We start from the raw sequence: 25,194 nt of genomic DNA on the forward strand, positions 1-25,194 counted from the left end.
CTTTGTCATTGCGTCACCTCACAGCGGTCGATAAAGTCTGCGCCCACAGCGCGCATCAGTGCGCCTGCACCCAGGCAGGCGTCCAGCTTTTTGTGCTCGCGCAGGCTGCGGTGCAAGCCCAGCTCCCAGGTAAAGCCCATGCCGCCATGCAGGTGGATGGCTTTTTCCAGCACCCAGGCGCCCTGGCTCAAGGCGGCGGCCAAGGCGCTGTCCGCCTCGCGGGGGGCATCGCATCCATCCGCACGCTGGGCGCGCCAGGCCTGGGCACTCGATGCCTCCAGCAGCAGGCGCATGCGCGCCAGGTGGTGGCGCACCGCCTGCTTGGCCGACAGCGGCCGGCCAAACTGCACGCGGGCCTGCAGGTAATCGGCAGTGCGCTCCAGCGCGCCGGCGCAAAGGCCGTTCACATACTCGGCCCAGAGCAGCTTGATATCCGCACAAAAGGCCTGCGACTGCTCTGCGTCCAGGGTCAGCAACGGCGTGGCGCCGGTGGTTGATACCCACAGCTGGGGCACTTCCGGGTCCAGCATTTCTTCGGCCTGGCAGCGCAAGGCCGCCTTGTCGTAGAGCGCAAAACCGGCATCGGTCTGCACCAGCACATAGTCGGCCTGCAGGCCATTGCGCGCCACCCCGCTCCAGTCGCCAGCGGCCTGCGCAGCCATCACCACGCACAGCGATTTCTCGCCGCGCAGCAGCTGGCCACCGGCTTCCGTGCCCTGCAATGCCTTGCTGGCGGGAATCTGCTCGGGCAAGGGGTAGGACAGTTGCATCTGCCCTGCTACCCGCACCACCGGCATCGCAAATGCCAGCGGCAGGCCCAGGCCACCCTGCGCCTCATCGGCGCAGATACCAAACAGGCCAGCATCGGCCATGGCGGCGGCCGCCTCGGCCGGGCCTTGCCCTTGCAGCGCTGCGATGACCGCCTGCGCCGCCTGCCCAAACTCCTCGGGCTGCAGCTCTTCACTTTGCATCGTCATCCCCTCAGTCCTTGGTCAGCTGTTGAATGCGCTGGGCAATGACATCCAGCTGCACTTCGGTGGTCCCGGCATAGATGCTCTCGGCGCGCGAGAACAGGTAAGCCTGCGTGAAATGGGCCTTGGCGCGTTGCGCCAGTGCGCTGTGGCCAGGGTTGATATCGGCCACCATCGACAACGCCAGCGAGGCAAAGGCCTGGTGGCATTCCGACCAGTAGAGCTTGGTCAGCGACCCGCGCGCACCAATCGGCTCGCCGGCCTGGAGCTGCTCCACACTGCGCTCGACCAGGCCCTTGAGGCCATCGATCTGGCTGACCACCTGGCCCACCGCCTGGCGCAGGCCCGGCTCTTGCAAGCGGCCACGCAGGGCGGGCTCTGACTGGTAGGCCCGCACCAGCTGGCGCAGCTCGCACTCAAAACGCCAGGCGCGGTACATGCGGTTGGTGGCGCGCTCGATCGACAGCACGCGGATAGCGGCGCTCCAGCCCTCGTCGGCCGCGCCCAGGCGGGCCGAATCGGGCACGCGCACCTGGTCAAAAAACACCTCGGCAAAGGACTGCTTGTTGTCGATGGAGCGGATCGGCACCACGCGGATGCCCGGCGTGTCCATCGGCACCGCAAACATCAGCAGGCCCCGGTGCTTGTCGGCCACCGTGCCGGTGCGGGTCAGCAGCAGGCAGTAATGGGCCTTGGCGGCGCCGCTGGTCCAGATCTTCTGGCCCTGGATCAGCCAGTCATCGCCATCGGGCGTGGCCTTGGTGCGCAGCCGCGCCAGGTCCGATCCGGCCTCGGGCTCGGAAAAGCCCTGGCACCAGTACTCGCGCATCTCCAGAATCGCCGGCAGAAAAGCCTGTTTTTGCGCCTCGGTGCCCACCGCCATGATGATGGGGCCGGCCAGCTCCTTGCCGATCGAGCTGACGCTCTCGGGCATGGCCAGCGCGCCCACTTCCTTGTTCACCGCCAGGTGTTCGCGCAGGCTCAGGCCATGGCCGCCATAGGCGGTCGGCCAGGTCATGCCGGCCAGGCCCACCTGGTACATGCGCGCTTCCCAGTCGCGACACTCGTCCAGGCTGGGCGTGCGGTAGTCCACGCTGTCGGCGCGCATATGGGCAGGCAAATGGCTGTGCAGCCATTCACGCGCATATTGCCGGTAGGCACCCGGGCCCGATGCGGCATCGGGGCGGGCGAAATTCTCTTCCTGTTTCATCGCATAGTTCCGATCAAAGTCTCCGTGGCGCTGCACATCAGGCCTGCGGCCGGGCCGCCACCATCAGGGCATCAACCGCAATCACGCCCTCGCCGGCGGGCTGGACCAGCACCGGGTTCAGGTCGATCTCTGCGATCTCGCCGGCATAGGCCAGCGCCAGCTCCGACAGGCGCGCCACTGTGGCGGCCATGGCCTGCACATCGGCAGCGGGCTGGCCGCGCACCCCTTGCAGCAGCGGGTAGAGCTTGAGCGAGGCGATCATCTGCAGCGCCTCGGCCTGCGTCACCGGTGCCACCTGCACCGCCACGTCTTTCAGCACCTCGGCATAGATGCCGCCCATGCCCACCATCACCACCGGGCCAAAGGCCGCGTCATGCGATATGCCGGTGATCATCTCCACACCGCCACCCACCATCGGCGCCACCAGCACGCCGTCGATCTGCGCCTGCGGCGCGCGCTCGGCCACCCGCGCCAGCAGCTGTGCATGGGCCGTGCGGGCCTGCGCGGCGCTGCGGATGTTGAGTTCCACGCCACCGACTTCGGTCTTGTGGGCAATGTCGGGCGAGACAATCTTGAACACCACCGGAAAACCGATCTGCTCGGCAGCGGCCACCGCCGCATCGGCGGACTGCACCACCTGCTCCTGCGTCACCGGCACACCGGCCCGCGCCAAAAAGGCCTTGGCGTGGAACTCGTTGCGGAAGACCTGGGCATCCAGCGGCTCCCAGTTCTGCGCGGCAGCGGGCACGGTTGGGGGCTGGCCCAGCGTCTGGCCCAGGCGCACCATACCGGCCAGCCCACGGGCTGCCGCATCAATGGTCGGGAAGATCGCAATGCCCGCATTGGCAATGCGCTCGGTCACATCGGCAGGGCCCTGGCCAATCAGCACAATCAGGCGATCGGGGTAGTCGCGCCGGATCTGGGCCAAGGCCTCCTGGTACACACCGCTCAAACGCGGGTTGTGCAAGGACAACGACAGCAGCAGTACCAGGGTGCTGCGCGATGCGTCTTCCAGCAAGGCCGTCAGCAGCTTGTACAAGATATCGGGCCGGCTGGACATCTGCGCCGTGGCATCCACCGGGTTGCGGGTGCCGGCCACCGGCACGGCTTCCTGGATACGGGCACGGGTGGCGTCGGACAGCTCGGGCAGGTCCAGGCCCGCCTGCACCATCGCATCGGCCATCATCACGCCAAAGCCGCCCGATGCTGCCACCAGGGTTACGCCTCGGTTGCGCGGCAGCAGTGCCTGTGGCACCACCGACAGCGCCGCCGTCAGCTCCACCATGTCTTCGATGGACTGCACCGTCAGCGCACCGGCGCGGGTCAGCGCCGCTTCGATCACCGCATTCGATCCGGTCAGCGCGCCGGTGTGCGAAGCAGCCGCCGCCTGGCCTTGCTCGGTCGCGCCAATCTTGAGCACCACGACCACCTTGCCGGCGGCGCGGGCCGCTTCCAATGCCTGCAGCAGCTTGCTGCCATCGCGGCAGGTTTCCATGCAGCACAGGATGATGCGGGTCTGGCTGTCACGGGCCAGCGCGGCAATGCCGTCGGCAATGTCCACATCGGCCTCATTGCCGGTTGCCATAAAGCGGCTGATGCCCATGCCCCGGCGCACCACTGACTGCATCGTGAAGCTGCCCAGGTTGCCCGACTGCGAGACGATGCCCACATGGCCAGCGGCCGGCAGCTTCTCTTCCAGCGCGACCGAGAACGTGCCAATCACCCGCTCCTCAATACCCACCGCGCCCAGACAGTTGGGGCCCAGCACGCGGATCTGGCGCTCACGCGCAATCTGGCTCAGCTGCCGCTGCAGCGCAGCGCCCTCCTCCCCGGCTTCTATAAATCCGGACGACAGCACAATCGCGGCCAGCACCCCTTTGTCGGCGCAGTCGCTCAGCGCAGCGGGCGCCATGGCAGCCGGCACCGCGATGATGGCCAGCTCAGGCACCTGCGGCACATCGCGCACGCTGGTATAGGCGGGCAGCGACTGGATGCTGCCCCCCTTGGGGTTGACCGGGAACAGCGCGCCGGCAAAGCCATGCTTTTTGAGCAGATGCAGCGGCCGCCCACCAATCTTGGTCGGATCATCGGAGGCACCGATGATGGCAATCGCGCGCGCATTGAAAAACGGATCAAGACCTGCACCGGGCTGCAGGCGGGTGGTTTGCAGCATGCTCAGCGTCCTTTGAAAACAGGGGCGCGCTTTTCCAGGAAGGCCATGCGCGCTTCCTTGGCGTCTTCGGTCTTGGCCAGCGCCATCGTGAACTCCTGCTCAAAGCGGTAGGCGTCACGCTGGGGCATCAGGTCCACCATGTTGGCGGCGCGCTTGGCGTAGATCACCGCCAGCGGTGCCTTGGACGCAATCTCGCGCGCCATCTCCATGGCCTTGGGCAGTAGCGCTTCGGGCGCCAGCACTTCTTCGACCACATTGCGCTGCAGCATCTCCTGGGCGGTCAGGCGCTGGCCGGTGAAAAACATGCGGCGCATCGTGGAGCGTCCCAACAAGGTCTTGAGCATCGATGCCCCGCCGGCCAGGCCCACATTGATCTCGGGCATGCCAAAGGTCGCGTTTGACGAGGCATAGAGAATGTCGCAGGCCGCAGCCAGGCCCATGCCTGCGCCCAGGGCCGTACCGTTCACCGCTGCAATCACCGGCTTGGCGCATTCCTTGATTGCATTGCCGGTTTCGCGGGTGACGCGGTTGTGCTCCAGAAAATCCCCGGCCACCTCGGCATTGGGCCGGTCCTTCAGATCAGCGCCAGCGCAGAACACCGAGCCGGCGCCGGTAAGCACCGCGCAGCGCACATCGTCCCGCTCGGAGATGGCATCAAAAATGGCCACCAGCTCGCGCCGCATCGCACGGTTAAGGGCATTGACGGGCGGGCGGTTCAAGGTCACCAGGGCCACGCCATCGGCGACTTCCAGCAAAACGGATGGCTCAGACATGGCGACCTCCCTGGGTGTGGGCCACTACCGTGGTAGCCAGGGGGTGGACGGCGGCGCAGGGCGCAGCCTGCGCAATAGGCGCTATCACTTGCATGTTGTCTCCTTGGATCTTGGCCGCTCATGGGGAGCGCCTGTTTCGAATCTGTGTTTGATTCTAGGAAGGAACCCTGCAAATGATTTCCCCCCGATTGGTTGAATCTGTTCTGCGTTCCCCGGGGTAGTGGCGCCCTGGGGCCACCCTATGATGGACAGCAACCTACGTGCAGCGCGGCTCCATCCCAGGAGCCCCAACCAGAAGCCCCCCATGCATATCCAGCCCCTGATCCCGCAACGCCTGGCCCTGGGTGAATGCCCCAACTGGGATGCCGCCACCGGCCAGCTCTGGGCCATGGACTGCCGGCGCGGCTATCTGCTGCGCATCGACCCGGCCAGCGGCCAGACCGAGCAGCACCTGCTGCCAGCACCCACCGGCTCGTTCGCGCTGAATGCCGATGGCAGGATCGTCATCGCGATGAAGGAGGCGCTGGGCCTGTATGACCCTGCCAGCCGCCAGCTGCACACCCTCGCCGAGCTGGACCAGCACCTGCCCCATCTGCGCCTAAACGATGGCTGCGCGCTGCCCGATGGCCGCTTTCTGGTCGGCAGCATGCATCTGCATCTGGAAGAAGGCGAAACACCCAAGGGCGGCATCTATGTATTGGAGCGGGATGGCCAGCTGGCGCGCATGGGCCCGGCCCTTAAAACCGCCAATGGCCCGCTGATCCACCCGCACAACGGCCGCCTCTTTATCGCCGACAGCGCCGCGCAAAGCATTTATTCCTTTGATATCAGCAGCGGGCAGGCACAAGACCAGCAGCTGTTCATCAGCACCCAGCCCCAGCAATCCGCCCCCGACGGCTGCTGCTGGGACAGCGACGGCGGGCTCTGGACGGCTATGGTGCGTACGGGCCAGCTCGCCCGCTACGATGCCCAAGGGGCACTGAGCGAGCTGATCAGCCTGCCTGTGGCCCACCCCAGCGCGCTCTGCTTTGGCGGGCCGAATCTGGCAGACCTCTATGTCACCAGCATCTCGGACAGCGGCCGCCTGCGCGCCGGTGGCCCGCTGGACGGCGCCATTCTGCGCATCACCGGCCTGGGTTACCGGGGGCTGGCCAAGCCCCAGGCGCGCATCCTTATCCACGATTAAACGGCCACGCACTCGCACTCAGCGCTGAGCAGGCGCCCGCGATAGGTAGAATGAGAGGCATTCGCATTCTTCTACCCTGTCACTGGCATGCCTTCCCTCTCCCCTGGCGCAACGGCCTACACCATCGAGACCATCTACCGCCAGGAGCATGGCTGGCTGAAGGCATGGTTGCAGCGCAAGCTGGGGACGTCGAACCATGCAGCAGATCTGGCGCATGACACCTTTGTCCGGTTGCTGGCCGCGCCCGGCTCGGAGCCTATCCGTGAGCCACGTGCGTTTTTGCGCACCGTCGCGCATGGGCTGCTGGTCAACCACTGGCGCCGCCAGGACCTGGAACGTGCCTGGATCGAGACCCTGGCCCAGCTGCCCCCGGCGCTGGCGCCCTCGCCCGAGGAGCGCGCCATGGCACTGCAAACCTTGCAGCTGGTCGATGCCATGCTGCGCCGTATCAATCCCAAGGCCCGCGCGGCCTTTTTGCTGTCACAGCTCGACGGTCTGACCTATGCCGCCATCGCCGCACAGCTGAAAGTGTCGGAGCGCATGGTCAAACGCTATATGGCCCAGGCCATGTTCGAATGCCTGTTGCTGGAGCAGGCATGAGCCCGCTCGCTACTGGCCAACCCAGCCGGGAAGCGCTGCGCCAGGCGGCCGAATGGTTTTCGGTGCTGCAGTCCGGCAAGCCCAGTGCGGCAGACATCCAGGACTGGCAGCAGTGGCTGGCTACTGGCACGGGCGCCCAAGCCGCATGGCAAAGGGTGGAAGACCTGGCCGGCGGCCTCTCCCGCTTGTCCAGCCTGCCAGCGCGCCAGGCGCTGGAGCATGGTGCCCGCCTGGGGCGCAGCCGCCGCAGCGCGCTGCGTGCCCTGGCCTTGCTTCCCCTCGGTGGCCTGGCGGCCTGGCTGCTGCAGCAGCAGTCCGAGCGGCGCGGCTGGTTGGCCGACTACCGGACCTCGGTCGGTGAACGCCGGGAGCTGCAGCTGGCCGATGGTGGCCGTCTCTGGCTCAACACCGGCAGCGCGGCCGATGTGGACTACCAGCCCGGTCTGCGCCGCATCGCGCTGTATGCCGGCGAGCTGTTGCTGAGCACCAGCCGCGACCCGGTTCAGCCCGCGCGGCCCATGGTCGTCGATGTGGCGCCTGGCCGACTGCAAGCCTTGGGCACCCGGTTTGCGGTGCGGTATGCGGACAGCGGCGCCGTCCACTTGGCCGTGTTCGAAGGCCGGGTCGCTGCGCAGCCGCGTGCCGGCAGCAGCTTGGTGGTGGTGGCGGCCGGTCAGCAGGCCCTCGTCTGGCCGGACCGGGTGGAGGCCCTGGGCAGCGTTGCCGCGCAGGCCGATGGCTGGACCCGAGGCATGCTGGTGGCAGACAACATGCGCCTGGACGACTTTCTGGCCGAGCTGTCGCGCTACCGGCGCGGCTTGCTCAGCTGCGCACCCGAGGTGGCCGACCTGCGCATCGTCGGCGCCTACCCCTTGGCCGATACCGACCAGGTCTTGCAGGCGCTGGCCTCCAGCCTCAACATCCGCGTGCGCCAGCCCTTCCCCTGGTGGGTGTCGGTCGAGGGCATGTAGATATCTCTTCTAGAAAATAGCGACCTGAGGTTCCCTTTGCGGTGATTGGATTGGCATGGGAAGTAACCAATCCGGTTTTCTTCCATCCAGCCATTCATGAACCGACCTACCGACCCGGCCTGCCTTGCCCAACGCCATCTCGTTCGCGCCCTGCGGGGGCGCCCCATTGCCATCGCCGTGGCCAGCTTGCTGGGCGCCTCCGGTGTGTATGCGCAAACGCTGCACAGCTTCTCCATCCCACCGGGGCCCTTGGGCACCGTGCTCAGCCAGACGGCGGCCACCGCCGGGGTGCTGTTGTCGGTGGATGCCAAGCTGACCCAGGGCATCCACAGCCCCGGCGTGCAAGGCCGGTTCAGCGCTGAAGAAGGGCTGGCCCGGGCACTGGCAGGCAGCGGGCTGGCAGCGGTGCCCAACGCAGGTGGCGGCTACACCTTGCGGGCCGCACCTGTTGCCGCCGCCGCGCCAGCCAACCCGGCAGCCACCGCCGACAACAGCACCACCTTGGGCACGGTAGTGGTCAGCGCTGCTGCCCAGGCGCCAGCTACCACCGAAGGCTCGGGCGCCTACAGCGCGCGCGCCGCCACCATCGGCAAGACGGCGCAAGCCCTCAAGGACATTCCCCAGTCGGTCAGCGTGGTGACGCGCCAGCGCATGGATGACCAGAACCTGAGCTCGGTCAGCGATGTGCTGGAAAACACCACCGGCATCATGATCAGCGAGGTTGCCGACGGTGGCCGCAACTACTATTCGCGCGGCTTCAAGATTGCCAATGTGCAGTACGACGGCGTGCCCTTGTCGCGCGGCAATTACGGGGTGGGCAACAGCTTCACCGGAAATGCCGCCTACCTGGACCGGGTGGAGGTGTTCCGGGGTGCGCAGGGCCTGTTCGAGGGGGCGGGCCAACCATCTGGCTCCATCAACCTAGTGCGCAAGCGCCCCACCGCCGACAAGCAGCTCCTGGTCGAGGCCCGCGCCGGCTCCTGGAGCCACTATGGCGGTATGCTCGATGCCAGCGGCCCGCTCAATGACGAGGGCAGCCTGCGTGCCCGCGCCGTGCTCGATTACGACGACAAGGGCGGATTTATCGACCACACCGATGAGAAGAACCTCAACGCCTACCTGGCGCTCGACTACGACCTGTCGGCCGACACCACGCTGGTCCTGGGCCTGGCGGTTTCGCGCCTGCGCTCTACACCCTTCTTTGGCGGTTTGCCACGTTACAGCGATGGCCGCTCACTGAACCTGAGCCGCTCCACCTTCCTGGGCGCTGACTGGAACCGCTGGGACCGCGACGAAACCCAGCTCTTTGCCGACCTGTCGCACCGCCTCAATGCGGACTGGCGGTTCAAGGTCGCGGCAGCCTATTCCCGCGAGACCAGCCTCACCACCGTGCGAGATTCCACTGGCGCCGTCGACCCCGTCAGCTTGACGGGCCCGGAAGGCGCGGCCTGGAACTACGACAAGCTGTCCAAGAACGCCGGCATCGACATGCACCTCAACGGCCGCTTCGCGCTGCTGGGCATGCCCCAGCAACTGACGGTGGGCGCCAGCATGTCGCGGCTGCGCAGCAATGACCGCATCGCCTATGCCTACAACCTGGGCGCGATCGATGTGTTCAACCCCAACCCCCACGTGCCCAAGCCCCAGGACTTCCCCGATTCGCAGCGCCTGTCGCGTTATGAGCCGCATCTGCAAAAAGGCATCTACGCCCAGCTGCGCACGGAAATCGCACCCGCCTGGACCTTGGTCAGCGGCGGCCGCATCAGCTGGTTTGAAAGTGTCTTCAGCACCCAGGCCACCACCTGGGAAAGCAAGAGCGAGCAGACGAAGTCCGGCGAATTCACGCCCTTCCTCGGTCTGATCTACGAACTGACACCGCAATGGTCGGCCTACGCCAGCTATGCCGATGTCTTCATGCCCCAGACCACCACGGCCCAGGATGGCAGCACGCTTAAGCCCGTGATCGGCGCCAACTACGAGGCAGGGATCAAGGGCGAGTTGCTCGATGGCAGGCTCAATGCCTCGCTCGCCGTCTACCGCGTTGATGAAACCAACCGCGCCGTGGAAGACACAGCCGCCGGCCGGCTCTGCAACGGCAACTACTGCTACCGCGCAGCCGGCAAGGTGCGCAGCCAAGGCTTTGAGGCCGAACTGCAGGGTGCTGTTGCCCCCGGTTGGCAAGTGGCTGCCGGCTACACCTTCAACCGCAACAAGTACCTGTCCGATCCGGTCAGCGAGGGCCTGACCTTCAACGAAGATACGCCGCGCCACCTGCTGCGCCTGTGGAGCGACTACCGCTTTCGGGGTGACTGGAGCGGGCTGAGCCTGGGCGCTGGCGTCAGCGCCCAAAGTGCCATGAGCAACAGCGTCTCCGGCGTGCGCCGCCCGTCCTATGGTGTCTGGAACACGCGCATCGCCTATGACCTGAACCGCCAGTGGACCTTGGCGCTCAATGTGAACAATGTCTTCGACAAGGTCTACTACGAGTACGCCAGCTACATCGAGAACCGCAACAACTACGGTACGCCGCGCAACTTCCTGGTGACCCTGCGCGGCCGCTTCTGATCTGCGCTGGCCAACGCGAAGCGCATCTGCGGCTGCTCTGCGGAGAGGCCGCCAGATGCGCTGTTGGCCAGCTGCCGCCCCTTCAGTGCGGCGCGTTGGCGGCCGGCAGCGCAAAGCGCTGCGCCTCCCCCGCCACCTGGCTGGCGACAAAATCCAGAAACAGCTTGACCTTGGCCGGGATAATCGCCGAATCCACAATCGTCGCAAACATACCCTCTTCAAAGGTGGTATTGCTCACCACATAATCGGGCAAGAGCCGCACGAGATTGCCCGCCGCCAAATCGGGGTAGACGGTGTAATCATCGAGCAGTGCAATACCCTCGCCCAATTTGGCCAACTCTAATAAGGCAATGCCATTATTGGTCAAATGCCGGGGCGAAAATCGAATATCTTCCACCCCCGCATCGTTCTTGAAATGCCAGATATGGTCTTTACCTGGCAAATAATAGGCCAGGCATTGGGCCTGCAATAAATCGGCCGGCTTGTGGATGGCGGGCATCTTATCGACATAAGCCGGTGATGCCACCAAATAGCGCTGGCTGTGGAACAGCATGCGCCGTTTGACCCCCGCCTCGACCGGCGGCGATATTCTGAAATCAATATCGATATTGTTCTTGACCAGGTCGACCTTGGTCTCGGACAGCAGCAGCTCAACCAGGATCTCCGGGTGGGCCTGGCGGAAGCGGGCAATCAGCCCGGGGAGCACGCGCTGGCCGAACATGGTGCGGGCATGCACCCGCAGGCGCCCTTGCGGGGCGGAGCTGATCGCGGTGATGCTGGTGTGCGCCTGGTTGATGGTCCAGAGAATGCCTTCCAGCTGGGCCGCGTACTCCTGGCCCGATTCAGTCAGCGACACCTGGCGCGTGGAGCGCAGCAAGAGCTTGACCTGCAGTCCGTCTTCAAACTCGGTGATCATTCTCGACACGGCGGTGGCCGAGATGCCAAACAGCCGCGCCGTCTCTGAAAAACTGCGGGTCTGCGACACCGACAGGAACAGCTCCATCGCTCTCAGACGGTCCATGATTCCTCCAGATTGCGCAGTACTGAATCTCGAATTTCACGCATACAGATCTCCTGACCCCAGCCCTAGAATGATTCCATATTGCCCAACATCAAGGAGACATCATGGAATTTGGCGTATTCATTCTGGCGCAGCAGCGCGGCTACCACCAGCGCTCTCAGGACGTTATCAACAACTCCATCGAACAAACCGTGGTGGCAGAACAAGCAGGTTTCAATACTGCCTGGTATGCCGAGCACCATTTCAATAATTATTCGCTGTCGCCATCGCCATTAATGACCGTGGCCCATGCAGCGGCTAAAACCAAAACCATTCGCCTGGGCACGGCGGTGTGTATTTTGCCACTCTACCACCCCGCCCGCTTCCTGGCCGAGGTCGGCTTTGTCGATACGGTGTCCAATGGGCGACTCGAACTGGGCGTAGGCTCGGGCTACCAGCAGTTTGAATTTGAACGCTTTGGCGTCGAGATCGCCAATTCCGGCGCGATCTTCAATGAGTTTCTCGACATTATTCCCAAAGCCCTGACCCAGAAAATATTCGAATACCAGGGCGAGTTCCTAAATATGCCGCCCAGCTCCATCGCCGTGCGCTGCGTGCAAGACCCGATGCCCCCGCTCTGGGTCACCTCGGGCAACCCGGTCACCCTGGGCCGTGGCGTGCGCGAAGGCCACAACCTGTTTGTCACCGCGCTGCTCAATGGCAACGAGGCCATTGCCGGCCTGCGCACCAAGCTGGAGAACATCGCGACGGCCGAAGGCAAGGACCTGGACAACGATGTGAAGTTCGGCTTTCTGCGCTGCGGCTATGCCTCGGACCATGAATCGGAAATCAATGCCTACCTGGACTGCGCACGCTTTCAGCGCCGCATCTCGGAGAGCCTCAAGTTCCGCCGCGCCCAGTCGGAAGACGGCTATATGGTCAAGGAAGTGCCGACCGAAACCGACCCTACCTTCGAGCAGCTGCGCAAGAACCTGCCCGTCGGCTCGGTCAACGAAGTGATCGACAAGCTGCTCGAAGAGATCAGCATCCTCAAGCCCAAGCACATTGCGCTGCAAACCCAGCTGGGCGACTTCGACCAGAAGACCATGCTCAAGCAGATCGAGCTCTGGGGCGACAAGATCATTCCCGCCGTGAAAAAAGAAGTGGGCCAGGCCGTAGCGCTGGCTTAAGGAGACAGGGCCATGCGCGTTCACCTCAGCAACTGCGGCTCCATCAGCCTGATGGATGCCCACAATTTTCGGGCACTCGATGTGCTGATCGAACCCCAGCCCGAGCCCCAGCTCGCGCAGGCCCTGACCCGCATCGGCACGCGCGACGGCGACAGCCATGTCTGGCTCTTTCCGCAGGTGCTGCGCTTTCTGGCCTGCCAGGCCGCAGACAGCGAATGGGACACCGGCTTTGCCGCCATGCTGGCCTATGCGCAGCAGCACGGCTGGGTCAACGACCAAGGCCAGGTGCGCGCGCACATCACCTTGGCGGCGGAAGACCAGGTCGTCTCGGTCGCCGACTTCAAGGCCGCCATGCGCGCCCTGCCGGCCGGCATCAGCGCCGTGACCACCGGCCAGGGCAAGGATGTCGCCGGCATGATCGTATCCAGCCTCACCTCCATCTCGGCCGAGCCCCCCATGGTCGGCTTCTTTGCGCACAGCGCCTCGTCGATGGGCGATACCTTGCTGCAAACCGGCAAGTTTGTGGCCAATGTGCTGGGTGAGGAACACAGCCAGATCATCGCCAGCTTTCTGAGCCAGCCGCAGGGCGAGGCCCGCTTCAAGGAAGGCCGCTGGCACAGCAGTGAACACCAGTTGCCCGTGCTGAGCGACGCGCTGGCCAGCATGGAATGTGACATCGTTTGCACCCACACCCTGGGCACGCACAAGCTGGTGGTCGGCAAGATCCGCAAATCCTCCTGCAACAGCGCCAACCCGGTGGTCAACTTCAACGCCAGCACCCACAAGCTGGTGCCCTTGGCAGCCTGATTGCAGACCAGAAAGGGGCTTTGAAGCATGGACTGGTTGCAATTGGACCAAAGCATCTGCGTCGTCACCGGCGGCGCCAAAGGACTGGGTTCGGGCATCGTGCAGGCGCTGCTGGCGAGCGGCTGCCGTGTGGCCGTGCTGGACCACGACAGCGATGCACTGGCACAGCTCGCCAGCACCTATCCCGATGCCCAACGCCTGCTGCCCATCCGCGCCGATGTCTCATCGCCCGCTGCGGTAGAGGCCGCCTTTCAAACGCTGCAACAGCACTGGGGCGCCGGCCCCAGCGTGCTGGTCAACAACGCCGCCATCACCAGCGCCGCGCCGCTGGCCGAGCTGGATCCTGCCGTTTGGGAACGCCAGCTGCAGATCAACCTGGGCGGCTACCTGCGCATGGGCCAGGCCTTCTACCGCCATTCCGACGCGAGCCTGCCTCGCGCCATTGTCAACATCGCCTCCATCTCCGCCCAAAACGCCCAACCGCTGAGCGGCGGCTACAGCATGAGCAAGGCCGCCATCCGCATGCTGACTGCGCAAATGTGCCTGGAATGGGGCCCCGCCGGCATCCGCTGCAACACCGTCAGCCCCGGCCTGTTTGTGACCCCGCTGAGTGAGCGCTTCTACCGCAACCCCGACGACCGCGCCCGCCGCGAACAGGTCGTACCGCTGCGCCGCATCGGCCAAATCGAAGAACTCGCCCAGGCAGTCGTCTTCCTCGCCAGCCCCCGGGCCAGCTACGTCCATGGTGCCGATCTGGTGGTCGATGGCGGGTTCAGCCATTCGCTGATGACGCATATTCCTCGGGCTTATGGGCAGGGGGAGTTGGGTGCAAAGCAGCCTGTTCCGAGAACCTGACGCACACAAAATATACCCATCGATGGGCATCTCTTGCATCCATAAACTCTTGCTGTATATTGGTTTTTTGATAAAATCCTAAGCACTATGAGTAAAGGTTTCAGCATCACAACGGCAGAGCGCATCCAACGCTCGCTGGACCGCAGCCAGAAAAAAGTGATGCTGCGCTCAGACTTTGAGCGCTTTGGCAGCCCCAGCCAGTTGTCGCGAACATTGAGCCGATTCATCGACGAAGGGCGCATTTTGCGCGTCAGTTCAGGCGTCTATGTCCGAGCAAGACCCAGCTCTTTAACGGGAGCACCCGTCCCCGACATCTCCATGTCGGAGCTCGTTGAAGAAGTCTTCAAGCGACTTGGCGTAGAGATTTACCCCAGCCAGGCCACACGGAATTACAACGACAGACGGACCACCCAGCTCCCCGGTCGTCTCAGCATTTCAACAGGCAAACGACGCATTACCCGAACCGTGCAGGCCGGTGCACAAAAGCTGATCTATGAGAAGCCTTCCTCCGCACATCAGGCAGGAGCTGCAAGACGCGGCTTACGAGCTGCCGAACCTGCCTGACAGCGTCATTGTCAAAGACGCGCATTTAACCGATGCGTTGCGGCTGATTGCAAGGCTGCCGCGTGTCGAGCACGCGCGTTTGGTCGATACACGCGACACGAATGCTCCTGAGACGCAAGTGCTGGCTATGGATATGGTGTTCGCTGGCGGAACCTGCCTTGCCAAAGCGCATGGAACCATCCAACGCATGTCCGAAGACATTGACTTCAAGCTTCATTTAACAGAAGTGCCGCAAGGCTACAAAGTGGGCTCGCTGGTATCTGTCGAAAGCCGATTGCGCGCTTTGCACAGAGTCCTGGAGCAATCCCTGGTCAAGGACGGCTTTTCCATAGCCGAGCCATACACTCCGCAAGACAAAAACCCGATCGTCCTCGACGGGCGCCGTTACTACGAGCTTGAGTTGGACTACGCCGAGTCCGGGGAAAGCCAGGCGCTGGCAGCACCCGCACTTCGAGCAGCATTGAAGCTGGAACTCAAGGCCCAATCAACGCCCATTGCGCATGAAATGCTGAAAGTGGGCTACCTGCACCGGCAACTGCTGGGAATGCAAGACCCAGACGCTTTTGAGATTCCCTGTGTCTCCCGAGAAATAACACTTGCCGAGAAAGCGCTGTCCTTCCTGCGCCGCTATGCCTGGAGGATGTCCGGCAATCACCGCGGAGCTTTTGACACGGCTTTGGTTCGGCATGTGTATGACATCTGGCGCATGACTGAAGACGACCCAGAACTGCTGGGTCGCTCCAAGCGTCTCTTCCCGCAGTTGGTGGCCGCAGATGCCTTGCAATTCGGAGCGCAGTATCCAGCGTTCAGAAACGAGCCGATGGGCGTTCTTCAACACACCCTCAGAGACCTTCCCCTTGCGGAAATTGAAAAGGATTTCAAAACCCGCTTGGCGCCCTTGGTCTATATCGAGGTTCCGCCCTTTGAAGAGGTTTTTGAGAAATTTCGTGACGTTGCCACGGAGCTGCTGCGCTAAGCCACAGGTCATATCGCGTTGGTTCCGCCAGTGCACTCGCCCAGGCGGTGGTCTTCCTCGCCAGCCCCCGGGCCAGCTATGTCCATGGTGCGGATCTGGTGGTTGATGGTGGTTTCAGCCATTCGCTGATGACGCATATTCCTCGGGCTTATGGGCAGGGGGAGTTGGGTGCTGAGAAGCAGCAGCCTGGCTTGGTGCAAGCCACCAATCCAGGCGTCAGCAACCTGTGAGACCGGTTCAGGGAAGCGGATCGCCCGCGCCCACCCGGTCCACAATCAAACGGTAGTGCTCAGGCCTGCGGTGCTTGGCGAAATTGAATACGTGCTGGCGGAAATGTTCACCCAGCGATAGATCGGCGCTGACGCAAATCACTTCATCTTCCTGGGTCAGCGTGCGCGCCACGATCTCCCCGGTGGGAGCAACGATGACGGAGCTGCCGATCATGTGGTGGCCATCTTCCGAACCGCATTTAGCGGCCGCAGCCACCCAAATTCCATTCTGGTAGGCATTGGCCTGCAATGAAACCAGATGGGTGGTTGTGCGCAGATGCACCGGCTCATTCCAATGGATATTGAGCGACGGCGTGTTGTAGCCCAGCATGACCACCTCTGCACTTTGCAAAGCCATCACGCGGTAGGTCTCCGGCCAGCGGCGGTCGTTGCACAGGCACATGCCGTACTTGACTGCCTCGGACTCGAAAACCCGGAATCCCAGGTTGCCGACATCAAAGTATTTTTTCTCCAGATGCTGGAATGGCGCCTCCGGCTTGTGCTCCATATGCCCAGGCAAATGGATCTTGCGGTATTTGCCGCTGATTTCTCCCTTCCGGTTGACCAGTACCGCTGTGTTGTAGGGTCGCCCGTCTTCTGCCAATTCCGCATAGCCCAGATAGAAGCCCACGCCTAACTCACGGGCTGCGTCAAACAACGGCTGAACATCCGTATTGGGCATCTGTGCTTCAAAAAATCTTGCTTGGGCCTCTGCCTCTTCCATCCAATAGCGCGGGAAGAAGGTCGTCAACGCCAACTCCGGAAACACCACCATCTCAGCACCCCGGGACTTGGCCTCCCGCAGCATGGCCACCAAGCGCCGGACCACGGCGCCCCGGCTATCCGACAAATGCACCGGCCCCATCTGGGCCACTGCCAAACCTAGTTTTCTTGTTGTCATTGCACGCACTCCTTTTGCGTTTTCTCTTGAGGCTCTGTTCGGCGCAGCACTTGCCCTGGGCGCGCACCTGTGGGTTGGTGGCCATCCCACACCTGCCGACCATTGACCCAGACTTGTTCGATTCCCTGGCTGGCCTGCACAGGGTCTTCAAAGCTGGCTTTGTCCGTCACACGCTGAGGATCGAACACCACCAGGTCGGCAAACCAGCCTGGTTGCAAACGTCCACGTTGGGCCAGTCCATATTGCTCTGCTGCCAATCCGGTCATCCGATGGATGCCTTCCTCCAGCGACAGCAATCCACATTCGCGCACCATGCGCCGCAGCACACGGGTAAAGGTGCCCCACTGGCGTGGATGGGGATGCGGATCAAACGGCAGGCCATCGGATCCCACCATGGTGAGCGGGAACGCAAAGATGCGGTCCACATCTCCCTGGTCCATCAAGAAGTAGATGGCCCCGGCCGGTGACAGCCGCGCCAGCAGCGCTTCATCGTCCAAACCCCATTCCTGCTGCAAGTCGGCAAAGTCCCGCCCTTTGGCTTCAGGGCAAGCGCTGGACCAGGTGATCATGGTGCGGCTGGCCAGACGAACCCGGTCGAGCCGCAGCATGGTGGATGTGGCGGGATAGGGATGGCAGTCCACGCAGACGGGCTGTTTGCTACTGGCCTCCCGGATCAACGCCAGCGTCTCCTCTGAACGACCGTGGTTGCGCTCTCCTGCCAGTTTGTGGTGGGAGAAAACCACCCGGCAGTCTGCCTCGCGCCCTACCGCCAATGCTTCTTGCATCGCGGGGACAATGTCATCCGCCTCATCCCGCAGATGGGTGGCATACACGGCCTGGCGGCCGCGCAGGGGCTGGCAGACCTCCAACAGTTCTCGTGTTGAAGCATGGCGTGCAGGCGGGTAAAAGGTACCGGTCGAGATGCCAAACGCTCCTTCGTCCAGCGCTTCGGTCAGCAGGTCACGCATCTGCGCACACTCGTCATCTGTGGCTTCACGCTGGTGGTCCGCCATCACATTGACGCGCAAGGTCGTGTGGCCCACCAACGGAATGACATTCACCGCAGCAGGCTGCGCTTGCAAGGCCTGCACCCACTCCCCAAAGCGCCCAAAGCGAAACAGCTCGGGAGGGCCCAGCAGGTCCAACGGCTGCGGCAGGCTTTGCTGCACCAGCGGCGCCAAGCTGATGCCACAGTTGCCGGTGACCACCGTCGTAATACCTTGGGATACTTTGGGCACCATGTCGGGATGCACCAGCAGGTAGCCATCGTCATGGGTATGTGAATCGATGAAGCCCGGTGCAATGGCCAGACCCTGAAGGTCGATGACGGTATCGCCGGCCTGGGCCTGCAGCTCCCCCACCTGGGCAATCCTGTCTCCATCAACCGAAAGGTCTCCGCTGAACGCCCGTTGGCCAGTCCCATCGATCACCATCGCATTCTTGAATATCAGCACGTTTGCCTTCTCTTTCAGGGGCTGATCAGTTCAGCTTCTCGATCTTGCTGGACTGGATGATGTCGGTCCATTTCTTCGTCTCGCGGGCAATCAGTTGCTTGAAATCTTCGGGCGTCCCACCCACCGGCTGGGCGCCCAGGCCATTCAGGCTTTCCCGTACGTTGGACGTCTTCAACACCTTGTCCAGGTCGGCCGCCAGCGCCTTGGCTTGCTCCGGTGTCATCTTGCGATTGCCCACCACGCCACCCCAGGAGACGATCTCGTAGCCCTTGACGCCCGCCTCGTCCATGGTCGGCACATCGGGCAGCTGCTCGATACGCTTGCCCAGTTGGGTCACCGCCAGCGCACGCACCTTGCCCGACTTGATGAGCGGCACGGATTCAGAGCTGTTGATGAACATATAGTCCAAGCGCCCGCCCATCAGATCCTGCAGGGCAGCCGGCCCGCCTTGGTAGGGAACAAAAACCGTGTTCAGCTTTTCCAGGTGGTTGAGCAGCTCACCACTCATGTGGCCCGTGGTGCCGACGCCCGATGCCCCATAAGAAAGCTTGCCGGGGTTCTTGCGTGCTTCGGTCAGCAAATCCTTGACGGAGTGGGCGCTGGATGCCGCTGGAACGATCAGTACGTTGTAGAGGTTGAAGAGGTGCGACACGGGGACCAGGTCCTTGTCCACGTCATAAGGCAAGGTGGAGAACAGCGCGCGATTCACCGCAAGGGTGTTGATATTTCCGTAGCCAACGGTAAGCTCATTACCCTTGATCACCTGCACCATGCCGATATTGCCTGCGGCGCCAGGCTTGTTTTCGACAATCACCGGACGATGGGCATTCTGCGACCATTGGTTGGTGATGATGCGGCTCAGCACGTCCGGAGAGCCACCGGCAGCGGAGGGAACGACAAAGTTAATGGCTTGGCCAGCGTTGCCTTGAGCAGCGCTAGGGCCCGACTGCACAGCCAATAAAACAAGGGGCATCAGGAGGGCAAAACGGTTCAGAAGGCGACGGTTCATGGCTTGGTTCTTTCATGGGTCTGAATATTGCTTGCAGCGTAAAGGACAAGCCGACCGCGCCCAAATTGAAAAATGTCGGTGCATTCACAAACAAAGTTATATCGACCAGGGGTTTACCCCACATGCCAAGCCATTCGCCGGAAGCCAGTACACCCGCCATCCGCGCCCGCGCACTCAACATGCGGCAGCTGGAGGTGTTCCACGCCATCATGACCACCGGCACCATCAGCGGTGCGGCCTTGGCCTTGCATGTATCGCAACCAGCCCTGAGCCGCGCGCTGGCACACTGCGAAGCCCGTCTGGGGTATTTGCTGTTTGAGCGACAAGGAAGGCGACTGCAACCCACGCCAGAAGCCCAGCGCCTGCACGAGGAGGCGCGCGATGTGTACCGAGGTCTCGATCGCCTCAATAGCCTGGCCCAGCGCATCGGTCATGCCGGCGTGGCCACTTTGCACTTGGCCTGCAGTGCCACGTTTGCCAACACCTTGATTCCGCAGGCGCTGCAGCAACTGATGCGATACAGCCCCCAGTTGCGCGTCGACTTTCGCACGGCGACCTATGACGAATTGCCGGAGTACTTGCTGTCCGCTCAAGCGGATGTGGGTGTTTCCTTGGTGGAATCAAACCACCCGGGCTTGAAATCCCGCTTGATTGGGCGCCAGCACCTGGTATGCGTACTGCCGCCGCAGCACCCGCTTGCAGATCGCCCCACCGTGGATCCCATCGAACTGTGTGGCACCGCCTGGATCGGCTACCCCCCAGACACCCCGCTGGGGCGCCTTTGTGCGTCGGCGCTGGCGATGGATGCCAGCTCAGCGAGCATTCAGGTCCGCTCGCCCGCCATTGCCCTCAGCTGCGTTCAGACGGGATTGGGGGCTGCCATTGTGGACGCTTCATGCATGCCGCATATTCCCCGCCACGACATCGTCGTCAGGCCGCTGACGACCGATGTGTACTCCGACATCTGGACCATCACATCCGCCCGGCAGCCTTGCTCGGCAGCAGGCCAGCAATTCATCGATGCGCTGCATGCGGTGGTGAAGCAGCTGACGGCGACTAGTCCTCGGCCTTCGGACACCAAGAACACCGGCACCGCCTGAGCATTTTTTGCAGACCCTCAGCCCGGGATCGCTGGAAAGGGCTGACGCCCATCAAAACGCTAAATCCAAACCCATCGTTCTGACCAAGGTAAAAGTCAGCAGCCCCAGCAGCAGCAGCGCCAACATAAAAATCGCCGCCACCTTGCCGCCTGCGCGCAACACGGCACGCGGGTCGCCGCCTTTTTTGCCCTGGTCGTAATGCCACTTGATGGCAAAGAACATGCAGGTGCTGAACATGCTCAGCTTGAAGATGACGAAGACTACGGGGATCCAATCGATCATTTTGCAAATTTCCAGCCAATGACTTGGCACTGTCCGAGCCCCAACGATGCATGAGGCCACAACGCCAGCGATTGCCATACAAGCATGGGCCGCTGCACGTTCTGGTGCATATTACGCAAAAGCAATTTCCATACATGCGGACAAATTGTCCAAGGCTCAGTGCATACATCCCCTGGCAAAACCATGCAAGAAGACGACACCCCCCCCTGGTTGCCGCGATTGGCCGCGCGTGGCGGGCCGCGCTTTTTGCAGATTGCCGATGCCTTGCAAGCGGCCGTGGCCGATGGGCTGCTGAAACCCGGGGATCGCCTGCCCCCCCAGCGCCACCTGGCGGCCTTGCTGGATGTGGATCTGACAACCATCACCCGCGCCTATGACGAGGCCAGGCGCCGCAACCTGCTGGAAGGGCGCGGCGCGCGGGGCACCTATATTGCGGCACCCAAGGTGGAGCTGACGGCGGTGCTTGACCTGGGCATGAACACCCCTCCGCCGCCCGCCGGGCTGGACTTTGACGATCTGTTGAAGCAAGGCCTGGCGCAGGTCTTGATGGGAGCGGATGCTGCGCTGCTGATGACCTACCACCTGGGCGGCGGCAGCGATGTGGACCGCCAGGCCGGCGCCCAATGGCTCCAGCCGATGTTTGGGGCAGTCGATGCCGAGCAGTTGGTCGTCTGCCCGGGCGCGCAGGCGGCGATTGCCGCCTCCATCCTGGTGCTGACCGAACCCGGCGATGTGATTCTGGCCGAGTCCATCGGCTACCCCGGCCTGCGGGCCGCAGCGACGCAGTTGGGCCGGCAGCTCATCGCCGTGCCCACCGACCCGCATGGCATGCGGCCCGACAGCCTGGAGCAGGCCTGCCGCCAGCACCAGCCGGCGCTGCTCTACCTCAATCCCACCTTGCAGAACCCCACTGCAACCACGATGCCGCTGGACCGGCGCCAGGCATTGGTTGCTGTTGCCCAGCGCTACAACGTCCGCATCGTCGAGGACGACCCCTACTGGCTGCTGGCCGAAGCGCCCCCGCCACCACTAGCAAGCCTGGCGCCGGAGCAGGTGCTCTATATCTCCACCTTGTCCAAATGCCTGACACCCGGCCTGCGCGTGGCCTTTGTGCTGGTGCGCGATCCAGTCCTGCGCGAGCGCTTTCTTGCCGCGCTGCGCGCCTTTGCGCTGATGGTCTCGCCGCTGTCGGCCGCGCTGGCAACGCAGTGGATTCTGGACGGCTCTGCCTATGGGCTGATGGAGGGTGTGCGCAAAGAGGCCCGCCTGCGCCACCGCATGGCGCGCGATCTGCTGGCCGGCCGCTACAGCGGCGCGGGCGATGGCCTGCATGTCTGGCTCGAACTGCCGGGGTATTGGAGCCCCACACAGCTCGCGCAAGCGGCACACAGCGAGGGCATCGCCGTCACCCCGGCAGAAGCCTTCACCACTGGCACTGCAGAAACGGGCAGGGACACGGGCGCGGGCACAGGCACAGGCACGGGCACCGTCAATGCCATACGCATTTCCCTGGGCAGCATCAAGGACCGAGGGCGCTTGCAGGCTGGTCTCCAGCGGCTGTCGCAGCTACTGGCACGGCGGCCGGATCCGTTCACGACAGCGGTGGTTTGACGCCCCCTCGTTCAAAGCCCCATGCACTTGCGTCCTGCCCCAACCAGCGCGCTCCCCACGCTCTTTGAAATCCACCAGTCTGTGTTCCACGCGGACATGGCAGTGCTTCGCTGCTTTCAGCATCAACCAGCCGTCGCCTGACTGGATGCCCCAGCCAAGGCCGCCGTGACCGCATCATCCACGCTAAAGGCCGCATACGCATCGGCAGGCAGCTGCGGAATCTGCGCACGCTCCAGCACTTCCCGGACCCGGTTTCTGGCGCGGGCGATGACCAGGCACACCTGCTGCTTCTCCAGCAAGGTCGCAAACTCGCTCAGCGCGATGATGGTGGTTCCATCCAGGTCTGAAGTGGCCTCCAGGCTCAGCACCAAGGTGTGCAAGGGTGCGGCACCGGCCGCCTGCTTTTGGTCCACCACCCGGCGCGCCATGAGGCCCAGGGTAGGCTCCGCATTGCCAAAGAACAGCGGCTCGGCCGGGCGGGCAATCAGCATGCCGGCAGGCTGCTCGGCATTGGCATAGTGCGCCACATCCACAAAATCATGCGAGCCGGGCAGGCGCGCCAGCCAACTCAAGCGGGGCTGGGCATAGTCACGCAGCAGCAGCAAGATGCTGACGCCCATCGAGACCAACAGGCCATCGAGCACGCCAAACACCAGCACCGCGAGAAAGGCCAGCACCACCAGCGTGCGGTCGCGCCGCCACTGAAAATAAGGCCGCACGCTCTTCAGGCTGAGCGTATGGCTCACCGCAAACATCACAATCGCGGCCAGCAGCGGCTCGGGGATTTTCTCAATCCAGGGCAGGCACAGCCACAGCAGCAGCGCGATCAGCGCCGCCGTCAGCAGGCCCGCAGCCTTGCTCTGCGCGCCCGCCACCTCATTGGCCGAAGTGGCCGAATAACCCGCCCCTACCGGCATCCCCTGAAAAAGGCTGGACACCACATTCGACAGGCCCAGCGCCATCAGGTCGCGGTTGGACTGGACCTTGTCGCCATGGCGCACTGCAAAATTGCGGATCGAGCCATAGGACTCGGCATACAGAATGAGCGCCAGCGCCGCCGCCAGCTGGCCCACGCGCAACCACTCGGCAAACGCCAAGCTGGGCAGGCTGGGATGCGAAAAGCCCAGCTGCATCGCCCCCACCGGGGCAATGCCCCAGCGTGCGCAGTAACCCGTCGCATCCAGCGCAATGCCGATGACGATCACCAACAGCGCCGCCGGCACCAGCGGCCATCGGCGCAACAAGCGCAGCAGCACCAGCGCCGCGACCAGCAGGGCCAGCCCCGCCAAGTTCCACTGCGGCCACTGCTGCAGCAGCTCATAGCTGAAGCGGAAGATATCGCTGTGCGCCGGGTGCACGCCCACGGCATTGGGCAACTGCTTGATTGCAATCGTCAGCGCCAGCCCCAGCGAGAAGCCGGTCAGCACCGGCTTGGCGATAAAGTTGGAGATGCTGCCCATGCGGGCCAGCCCGGCAAAGATGAAGTAGATGCCCGCCAGCAGCACCATCGCCAGGCCCATCATGTGCTGCGCATCGGTGCTGACATGCAGCACCGAGTTCATCGCCGAGGCCAGCACCGCCGCCGATGACGAGGTGGCCGACACAATCGCAAAGCGGCTGCTGCCGGTGATGCCATAGGTCAGCAACCCCGCCAGCAAGCCAATCACGCCTGCCTGCGGCGGCAGGCCTGCGATGCTGCTGTAGGCCACCGCTTCGGGCAGCAGCAGCCCCGCCATCGACAGGGCGGCAAGCGCATCGGCACGGCTGGGGCGCAAAGCGATGGTCATGGTGCTGCGGGGTGGCTCGTCAGTCCTTGGACTTGGACTGTGGTCTGGATTTGGACTGCGGTTTGGACTTGTCCTTTAGCTTGTCCTTGGCCCCACCTTTGGCTGCGCCGTGGGAGAGGTCATCCTTGTCATCGGTACACAGGGAGGCACTGACCGGCAAAGCGGCATCCAGCAGCCCCGTCCAGCCCGGCAGATTCTGCGCCGTGCTGCCATGCGCAATCTTGATCGCCTGGGCCAGCACCTTAGCGCTCAGCAAGCCTTTGGCATTGGGCTTGAGCGCGTCACGACTAAAGTGGCTGCGGAAAAAATCCGCCCACAAAAACTCCACATAGGGCTCCGACTCTTTGGAGAAGCCACCATGGCTGCGCACCTCGCCCGCCAGGCTGCGGTAGGGGTCGTCGCGCAGCGCTGCCAGCCTGCCCGGGATGGCGGTGTACTCGCACTGGGCGCCATGCTCATCAAAGGAATGCGCCCAGTGGCGGAAGGCCATCAGCCGCCAGAACAGCTGCACCTCCATATTGGAAAAGTCCGCCAGCTGCACCGCCCAGGCGTACTTCACCCCTTCCTGGATCAGCGCCTGGCCCAGGTGGTGGTGGTCGACGATATAGCACTCGCCATGCGGCCCCACCACCGTCGGGAACCAGTGCGTGTTCAGCAGCTGCTCGCGCGCCTTGGGCTTCATCCCCGCCCAATCTCGGCGCTTGGCCGCCACCTCAATGGCCCCCACCGTAATCTGGGTGGGACGCAGATCGCTGATCAAGACCCGCTGCAGTTGCTGCTTGGCGCGCATGGCGGCTTCACTTTCTAAGAATTGGTTGGAGTGAACTCAGAGGCGATCAGGCATTTTGATCCTATTTGTGGTGCTTGCTGCTGCCATTGAAAGAAATCGCTGCGGCCCGCGTGCTATCGAGCCATTCAGCCCCGCAGTGCAGCACCAGCA

At 63.4% G+C, this 25,194-nt stretch carries 23 protein-coding genes; 12 read left to right on the top strand and 11 right to left on the bottom strand.

Features of this window, described 5'->3' with window-relative positions:
- Positions 1-5: 5 nt before the first annotated feature.
- Genes HS961_RS16625 through HS961_RS16640 form a run of 4 tightly spaced genes read right to left on the bottom strand, consistent with a single transcriptional unit; the run spans position 6 to position 5,127 of the window.
- On the bottom strand, positions 6-977 hold the full coding sequence (locus tag HS961_RS16625; protein WP_238347632.1) for an acyl-CoA dehydrogenase family protein: 972 nt from the start codon (positions 975-977) through the stop codon (positions 6-8).
- 4 nt (positions 978-981) lie between these two features.
- Positions 982-2,181 (bottom strand): acyl-CoA dehydrogenase family protein, encoded by a 1,200-nt coding sequence (locus tag HS961_RS16630; protein WP_182323881.1) that lies wholly within the window; start codon positions 2,179-2,181, stop codon positions 982-984.
- A gap of 37 nt (positions 2,182-2,218) precedes the next feature.
- On the bottom strand, positions 2,219-4,354 hold the full coding sequence (locus HS961_RS16635) for an acetate--CoA ligase family protein (RefSeq protein ID WP_182323883.1): 2,136 nt from the start codon (positions 4,352-4,354) through the stop codon (positions 2,219-2,221).
- 2 nt (positions 4,355-4,356) lie between these two features.
- Entirely contained in the window at positions 4,357-5,127 is a 771-nt protein-coding gene (locus HS961_RS16640; RefSeq protein ID WP_182323885.1) for an enoyl-CoA hydratase/isomerase family protein, read from the bottom strand.
- A 304-nt stretch (positions 5,128-5,431) separates the two neighbouring features.
- On the opposite strand from HS961_RS16640, the gene HS961_RS16645 reads away from it, so the two are divergent.
- The 4 genes from HS961_RS16645 to HS961_RS16660 all read left to right on the top strand — a co-directional run bounded on the left by HS961_RS16645 (position 5,432) and on the right by HS961_RS16660 (position 10,449).
- Positions 5,432-6,313 (top strand): SMP-30/gluconolactonase/LRE family protein, encoded by an 882-nt coding sequence (locus HS961_RS16645; protein ID WP_182323887.1) that lies wholly within the window; start codon positions 5,432-5,434, stop codon positions 6,311-6,313.
- A gap of 87 nt (positions 6,314-6,400) precedes the next feature.
- The gene (locus tag HS961_RS16650; protein WP_182323889.1) at positions 6,401-6,913 is read left to right on the top strand and encodes a sigma-70 family RNA polymerase sigma factor; all 513 of its coding nucleotides are present in this window, start codon (positions 6,401-6,403) and stop codon (positions 6,911-6,913) included.
- Positions 6,910-7,884, top strand: a complete 975-nt coding sequence (locus HS961_RS16655; RefSeq protein ID WP_182323891.1) for a FecR domain-containing protein — start codon at positions 6,910-6,912, stop codon at positions 7,882-7,884. Before HS961_RS16650 ends, HS961_RS16655 begins: the two co-directional genes overlap by 4 nt.
- A gap of 96 nt (positions 7,885-7,980) precedes the next feature.
- Complete coding sequence (locus HS961_RS16660) at positions 7,981-10,449, top strand: TonB-dependent siderophore receptor (protein ID WP_182323893.1); 2,469 nt, start codon at positions 7,981-7,983, stop codon at positions 10,447-10,449.
- An 82-nt stretch (positions 10,450-10,531) separates the two neighbouring features.
- Here HS961_RS16660 and HS961_RS16665 read toward each other — a convergent pair whose 3' ends face one another.
- A complete protein-coding gene (locus HS961_RS16665; RefSeq protein ID WP_133855637.1) occupies positions 10,532-11,470 on the bottom strand; it encodes a LysR family transcriptional regulator in 939 nt (312 codons plus the stop codon).
- 104 nt (positions 11,471-11,574) lie between these two features.
- On the opposite strand from HS961_RS16665, the gene HS961_RS16670 reads away from it, so the two are divergent.
- The 6 genes from HS961_RS16670 (at position 11,575) to HS961_RS16695 (ending at position 16,071) form a co-directional block, all read left to right on the top strand.
- Positions 11,575-12,639, top strand: a complete 1,065-nt coding sequence (locus HS961_RS16670; protein ID WP_182323895.1) for an LLM class flavin-dependent oxidoreductase — start codon at positions 11,575-11,577, stop codon at positions 12,637-12,639.
- Positions 12,640-12,651: 12 nt separating this feature from the next.
- Complete coding sequence (locus HS961_RS16675; protein WP_182323897.1) at positions 12,652-13,446, top strand: flavin reductase family protein; 795 nt, start codon at positions 12,652-12,654, stop codon at positions 13,444-13,446.
- 27 nt (positions 13,447-13,473) lie between these two features.
- Positions 13,474-14,301: an SDR family NAD(P)-dependent oxidoreductase gene (locus tag HS961_RS16680; RefSeq protein WP_182323899.1), complete on the top strand. Its 828-nt coding sequence runs from the start codon at positions 13,474-13,476 to the stop codon at positions 14,299-14,301.
- Positions 14,302-14,388: 87 nt separating this feature from the next.
- Complete coding sequence (locus HS961_RS16685; protein WP_182323901.1) at positions 14,389-14,865, top strand: DUF6088 family protein; 477 nt, start codon at positions 14,389-14,391, stop codon at positions 14,863-14,865.
- Positions 14,795-15,841, top strand: coding sequence for a nucleotidyl transferase AbiEii/AbiGii toxin family protein (locus HS961_RS16690; protein WP_182323903.1), 1,047 nt, complete (start codon positions 14,795-14,797; stop codon positions 15,839-15,841). Before HS961_RS16685 ends, HS961_RS16690 begins: the two co-directional genes overlap by 71 nt.
- A 47-nt stretch (positions 15,842-15,888) precedes the next feature.
- Complete coding sequence (locus tag HS961_RS16695) at positions 15,889-16,071, top strand: hypothetical protein (RefSeq protein WP_182323905.1); 183 nt, start codon at positions 15,889-15,891, stop codon at positions 16,069-16,071.
- Between the two features lie 7 nt (positions 16,072-16,078).
- Here HS961_RS16695 and HS961_RS16700 read toward each other — a convergent pair whose 3' ends face one another.
- The 3 genes from HS961_RS16700 to HS961_RS16710 are packed head-to-tail and all read right to left on the bottom strand — an operon-like array spanning position 16,079 to position 19,474.
- On the bottom strand, positions 16,079-17,011 hold the full coding sequence (locus HS961_RS16700; protein WP_238347953.1) for an N-carbamoyl-D-amino-acid hydrolase: 933 nt from the start codon (positions 17,009-17,011) through the stop codon (positions 16,079-16,081).
- The gene (locus HS961_RS16705) at positions 17,008-18,444 is read right to left on the bottom strand and encodes an N-acyl-D-amino-acid deacylase family protein (RefSeq protein ID WP_182328302.1); all 1,437 of its coding nucleotides are present in this window, start codon (positions 18,442-18,444) and stop codon (positions 17,008-17,010) included. The genes HS961_RS16700 and HS961_RS16705 overlap by 4 nt, the downstream gene beginning before the upstream one ends.
- Positions 18,445-18,490: 46 nt before the next feature.
- Positions 18,491-19,474, bottom strand: coding sequence for a Bug family tripartite tricarboxylate transporter substrate binding protein (locus tag HS961_RS16710; RefSeq protein WP_182323907.1), 984 nt, complete (start codon positions 19,472-19,474; stop codon positions 18,491-18,493).
- Positions 19,475-19,596: 122 nt separating this feature from the next.
- On the opposite strand from HS961_RS16710, the gene HS961_RS16715 reads away from it, so the two are divergent.
- Positions 19,597-20,574 (top strand): LysR family transcriptional regulator, encoded by a 978-nt coding sequence (locus HS961_RS16715; RefSeq protein WP_182323909.1) that lies wholly within the window; start codon positions 19,597-19,599, stop codon positions 20,572-20,574.
- Between the two features lie 51 nt (positions 20,575-20,625).
- Here the strand turns inward: HS961_RS16715 and HS961_RS16720 are convergent, their stop codons facing one another.
- Positions 20,626-20,856: a hypothetical protein gene (locus tag HS961_RS16720; RefSeq protein WP_182323911.1), complete on the bottom strand. Its 231-nt coding sequence runs from the start codon at positions 20,854-20,856 to the stop codon at positions 20,626-20,628.
- A gap of 183 nt (positions 20,857-21,039) precedes the next feature.
- On the opposite strand from HS961_RS16720, the gene HS961_RS16725 reads away from it, so the two are divergent.
- A complete protein-coding gene (locus tag HS961_RS16725; RefSeq protein ID WP_182323913.1) occupies positions 21,040-22,467 on the top strand; it encodes a PLP-dependent aminotransferase family protein in 1,428 nt (475 codons plus the stop codon).
- A 122-nt stretch (positions 22,468-22,589) separates the two neighbouring features.
- Here the strand turns inward: HS961_RS16725 and HS961_RS16730 are convergent, their stop codons facing one another.
- Together HS961_RS16730 and HS961_RS16735 are read right to left on the bottom strand one after the other, a co-directional pair.
- On the bottom strand, positions 22,590-24,254 hold the full coding sequence (locus tag HS961_RS16730) for a SulP family inorganic anion transporter (RefSeq protein WP_182323915.1): 1,665 nt from the start codon (positions 24,252-24,254) through the stop codon (positions 22,590-22,592).
- Between the two features lie 19 nt (positions 24,255-24,273).
- On the bottom strand, positions 24,274-25,044 hold the full coding sequence (locus HS961_RS16735; protein WP_182323917.1) for a ParB-like protein: 771 nt from the start codon (positions 25,042-25,044) through the stop codon (positions 24,274-24,276).
- Between the last annotated feature and the right edge of the window lie 150 nt (positions 25,045-25,194).

It is taken from the genome of Comamonas piscis, assembly GCF_014109725.1.
In the GTDB taxonomy this organism is placed as follows: domain Bacteria; phylum Pseudomonadota; class Gammaproteobacteria; order Burkholderiales; family Burkholderiaceae_C; genus Comamonas; species Comamonas piscis.

Bases quoted from the DNA above. Each gene is read 5' to 3' on its own strand.
- HS961_RS16680 (WP_182323899.1), top strand. From the start codon at position 13,474: ATGGACTGGTTGCAATTGGACCAAAGCATCTGCGTCGTCACCGGCGGC.
- HS961_RS16645 (WP_182323887.1), top strand. From the start codon at position 5,432: ATGCATATCCAGCCCCTGATCCCGCAACGCCTGGCCCTGGGTGAATGC.
- HS961_RS16660 (WP_182323893.1), top strand. From the start codon at position 7,981: ATGAACCGACCTACCGACCCGGCCTGCCTTGCCCAACGCCATCTCGTT.
- HS961_RS16700 (WP_238347953.1), bottom strand. From the start codon at position 17,011: ATGACAACAAGAAAACTAGGTTTGGCAGTGGCCCAGATGGGGCCGGTG.
- HS961_RS16635 (WP_182323883.1), bottom strand. From the start codon at position 4,354: ATGCTGCAAACCACCCGCCTGCAGCCCGGTGCAGGTCTTGATCCGTTT.
- HS961_RS16710 (WP_182323907.1), bottom strand. From the start codon at position 19,474: ATGAACCGTCGCCTTCTGAACCGTTTTGCCCTCCTGATGCCCCTTGTT.
- HS961_RS16730 (WP_182323915.1), bottom strand. From the start codon at position 24,254: ATGACCATCGCTTTGCGCCCCAGCCGTGCCGATGCGCTTGCCGCCCTG.
- HS961_RS16670 (WP_182323895.1), top strand. From the start codon at position 11,575: ATGGAATTTGGCGTATTCATTCTGGCGCAGCAGCGCGGCTACCACCAG.
- HS961_RS16685 (WP_182323901.1), top strand. From the start codon at position 14,389: ATGAGTAAAGGTTTCAGCATCACAACGGCAGAGCGCATCCAACGCTCG.
- HS961_RS16630 (WP_182323881.1), bottom strand. From the start codon at position 2,181: ATGAAACAGGAAGAGAATTTCGCCCGCCCCGATGCCGCATCGGGCCCG.
- HS961_RS16665 (WP_133855637.1), bottom strand. From the start codon at position 11,470: ATGGACCGTCTGAGAGCGATGGAGCTGTTCCTGTCGGTGTCGCAGACC.
- HS961_RS16705 (WP_182328302.1), bottom strand. From the start codon at position 18,444: ATGGTGATCGATGGGACTGGCCAACGGGCGTTCAGCGGAGACCTTTCG.
- HS961_RS16625 (WP_238347632.1), bottom strand. From the start codon at position 977: ATGACGATGCAAAGTGAAGAGCTGCAGCCCGAGGAGTTTGGGCAGGCG.
- HS961_RS16640 (WP_182323885.1), bottom strand. From the start codon at position 5,127: ATGTCTGAGCCATCCGTTTTGCTGGAAGTCGCCGATGGCGTGGCCCTG.
- HS961_RS16650 (WP_182323889.1), top strand. From the start codon at position 6,401: ATGCCTTCCCTCTCCCCTGGCGCAACGGCCTACACCATCGAGACCATC.
- HS961_RS16735 (WP_182323917.1), bottom strand. From the start codon at position 25,044: ATGCGCGCCAAGCAGCAACTGCAGCGGGTCTTGATCAGCGATCTGCGT.
- HS961_RS16715 (WP_182323909.1), top strand. From the start codon at position 19,597: ATGCCAAGCCATTCGCCGGAAGCCAGTACACCCGCCATCCGCGCCCGC.
- HS961_RS16725 (WP_182323913.1), top strand. From the start codon at position 21,040: ATGCAAGAAGACGACACCCCCCCCTGGTTGCCGCGATTGGCCGCGCGT.
- HS961_RS16690 (WP_182323903.1), top strand. From the start codon at position 14,795: ATGAGAAGCCTTCCTCCGCACATCAGGCAGGAGCTGCAAGACGCGGCT.
- HS961_RS16675 (WP_182323897.1), top strand. From the start codon at position 12,652: ATGCGCGTTCACCTCAGCAACTGCGGCTCCATCAGCCTGATGGATGCC.
- HS961_RS16655 (WP_182323891.1), top strand. From the start codon at position 6,910: ATGAGCCCGCTCGCTACTGGCCAACCCAGCCGGGAAGCGCTGCGCCAG.
- HS961_RS16720 (WP_182323911.1), bottom strand. From the start codon at position 20,856: ATGATCGATTGGATCCCCGTAGTCTTCGTCATCTTCAAGCTGAGCATG.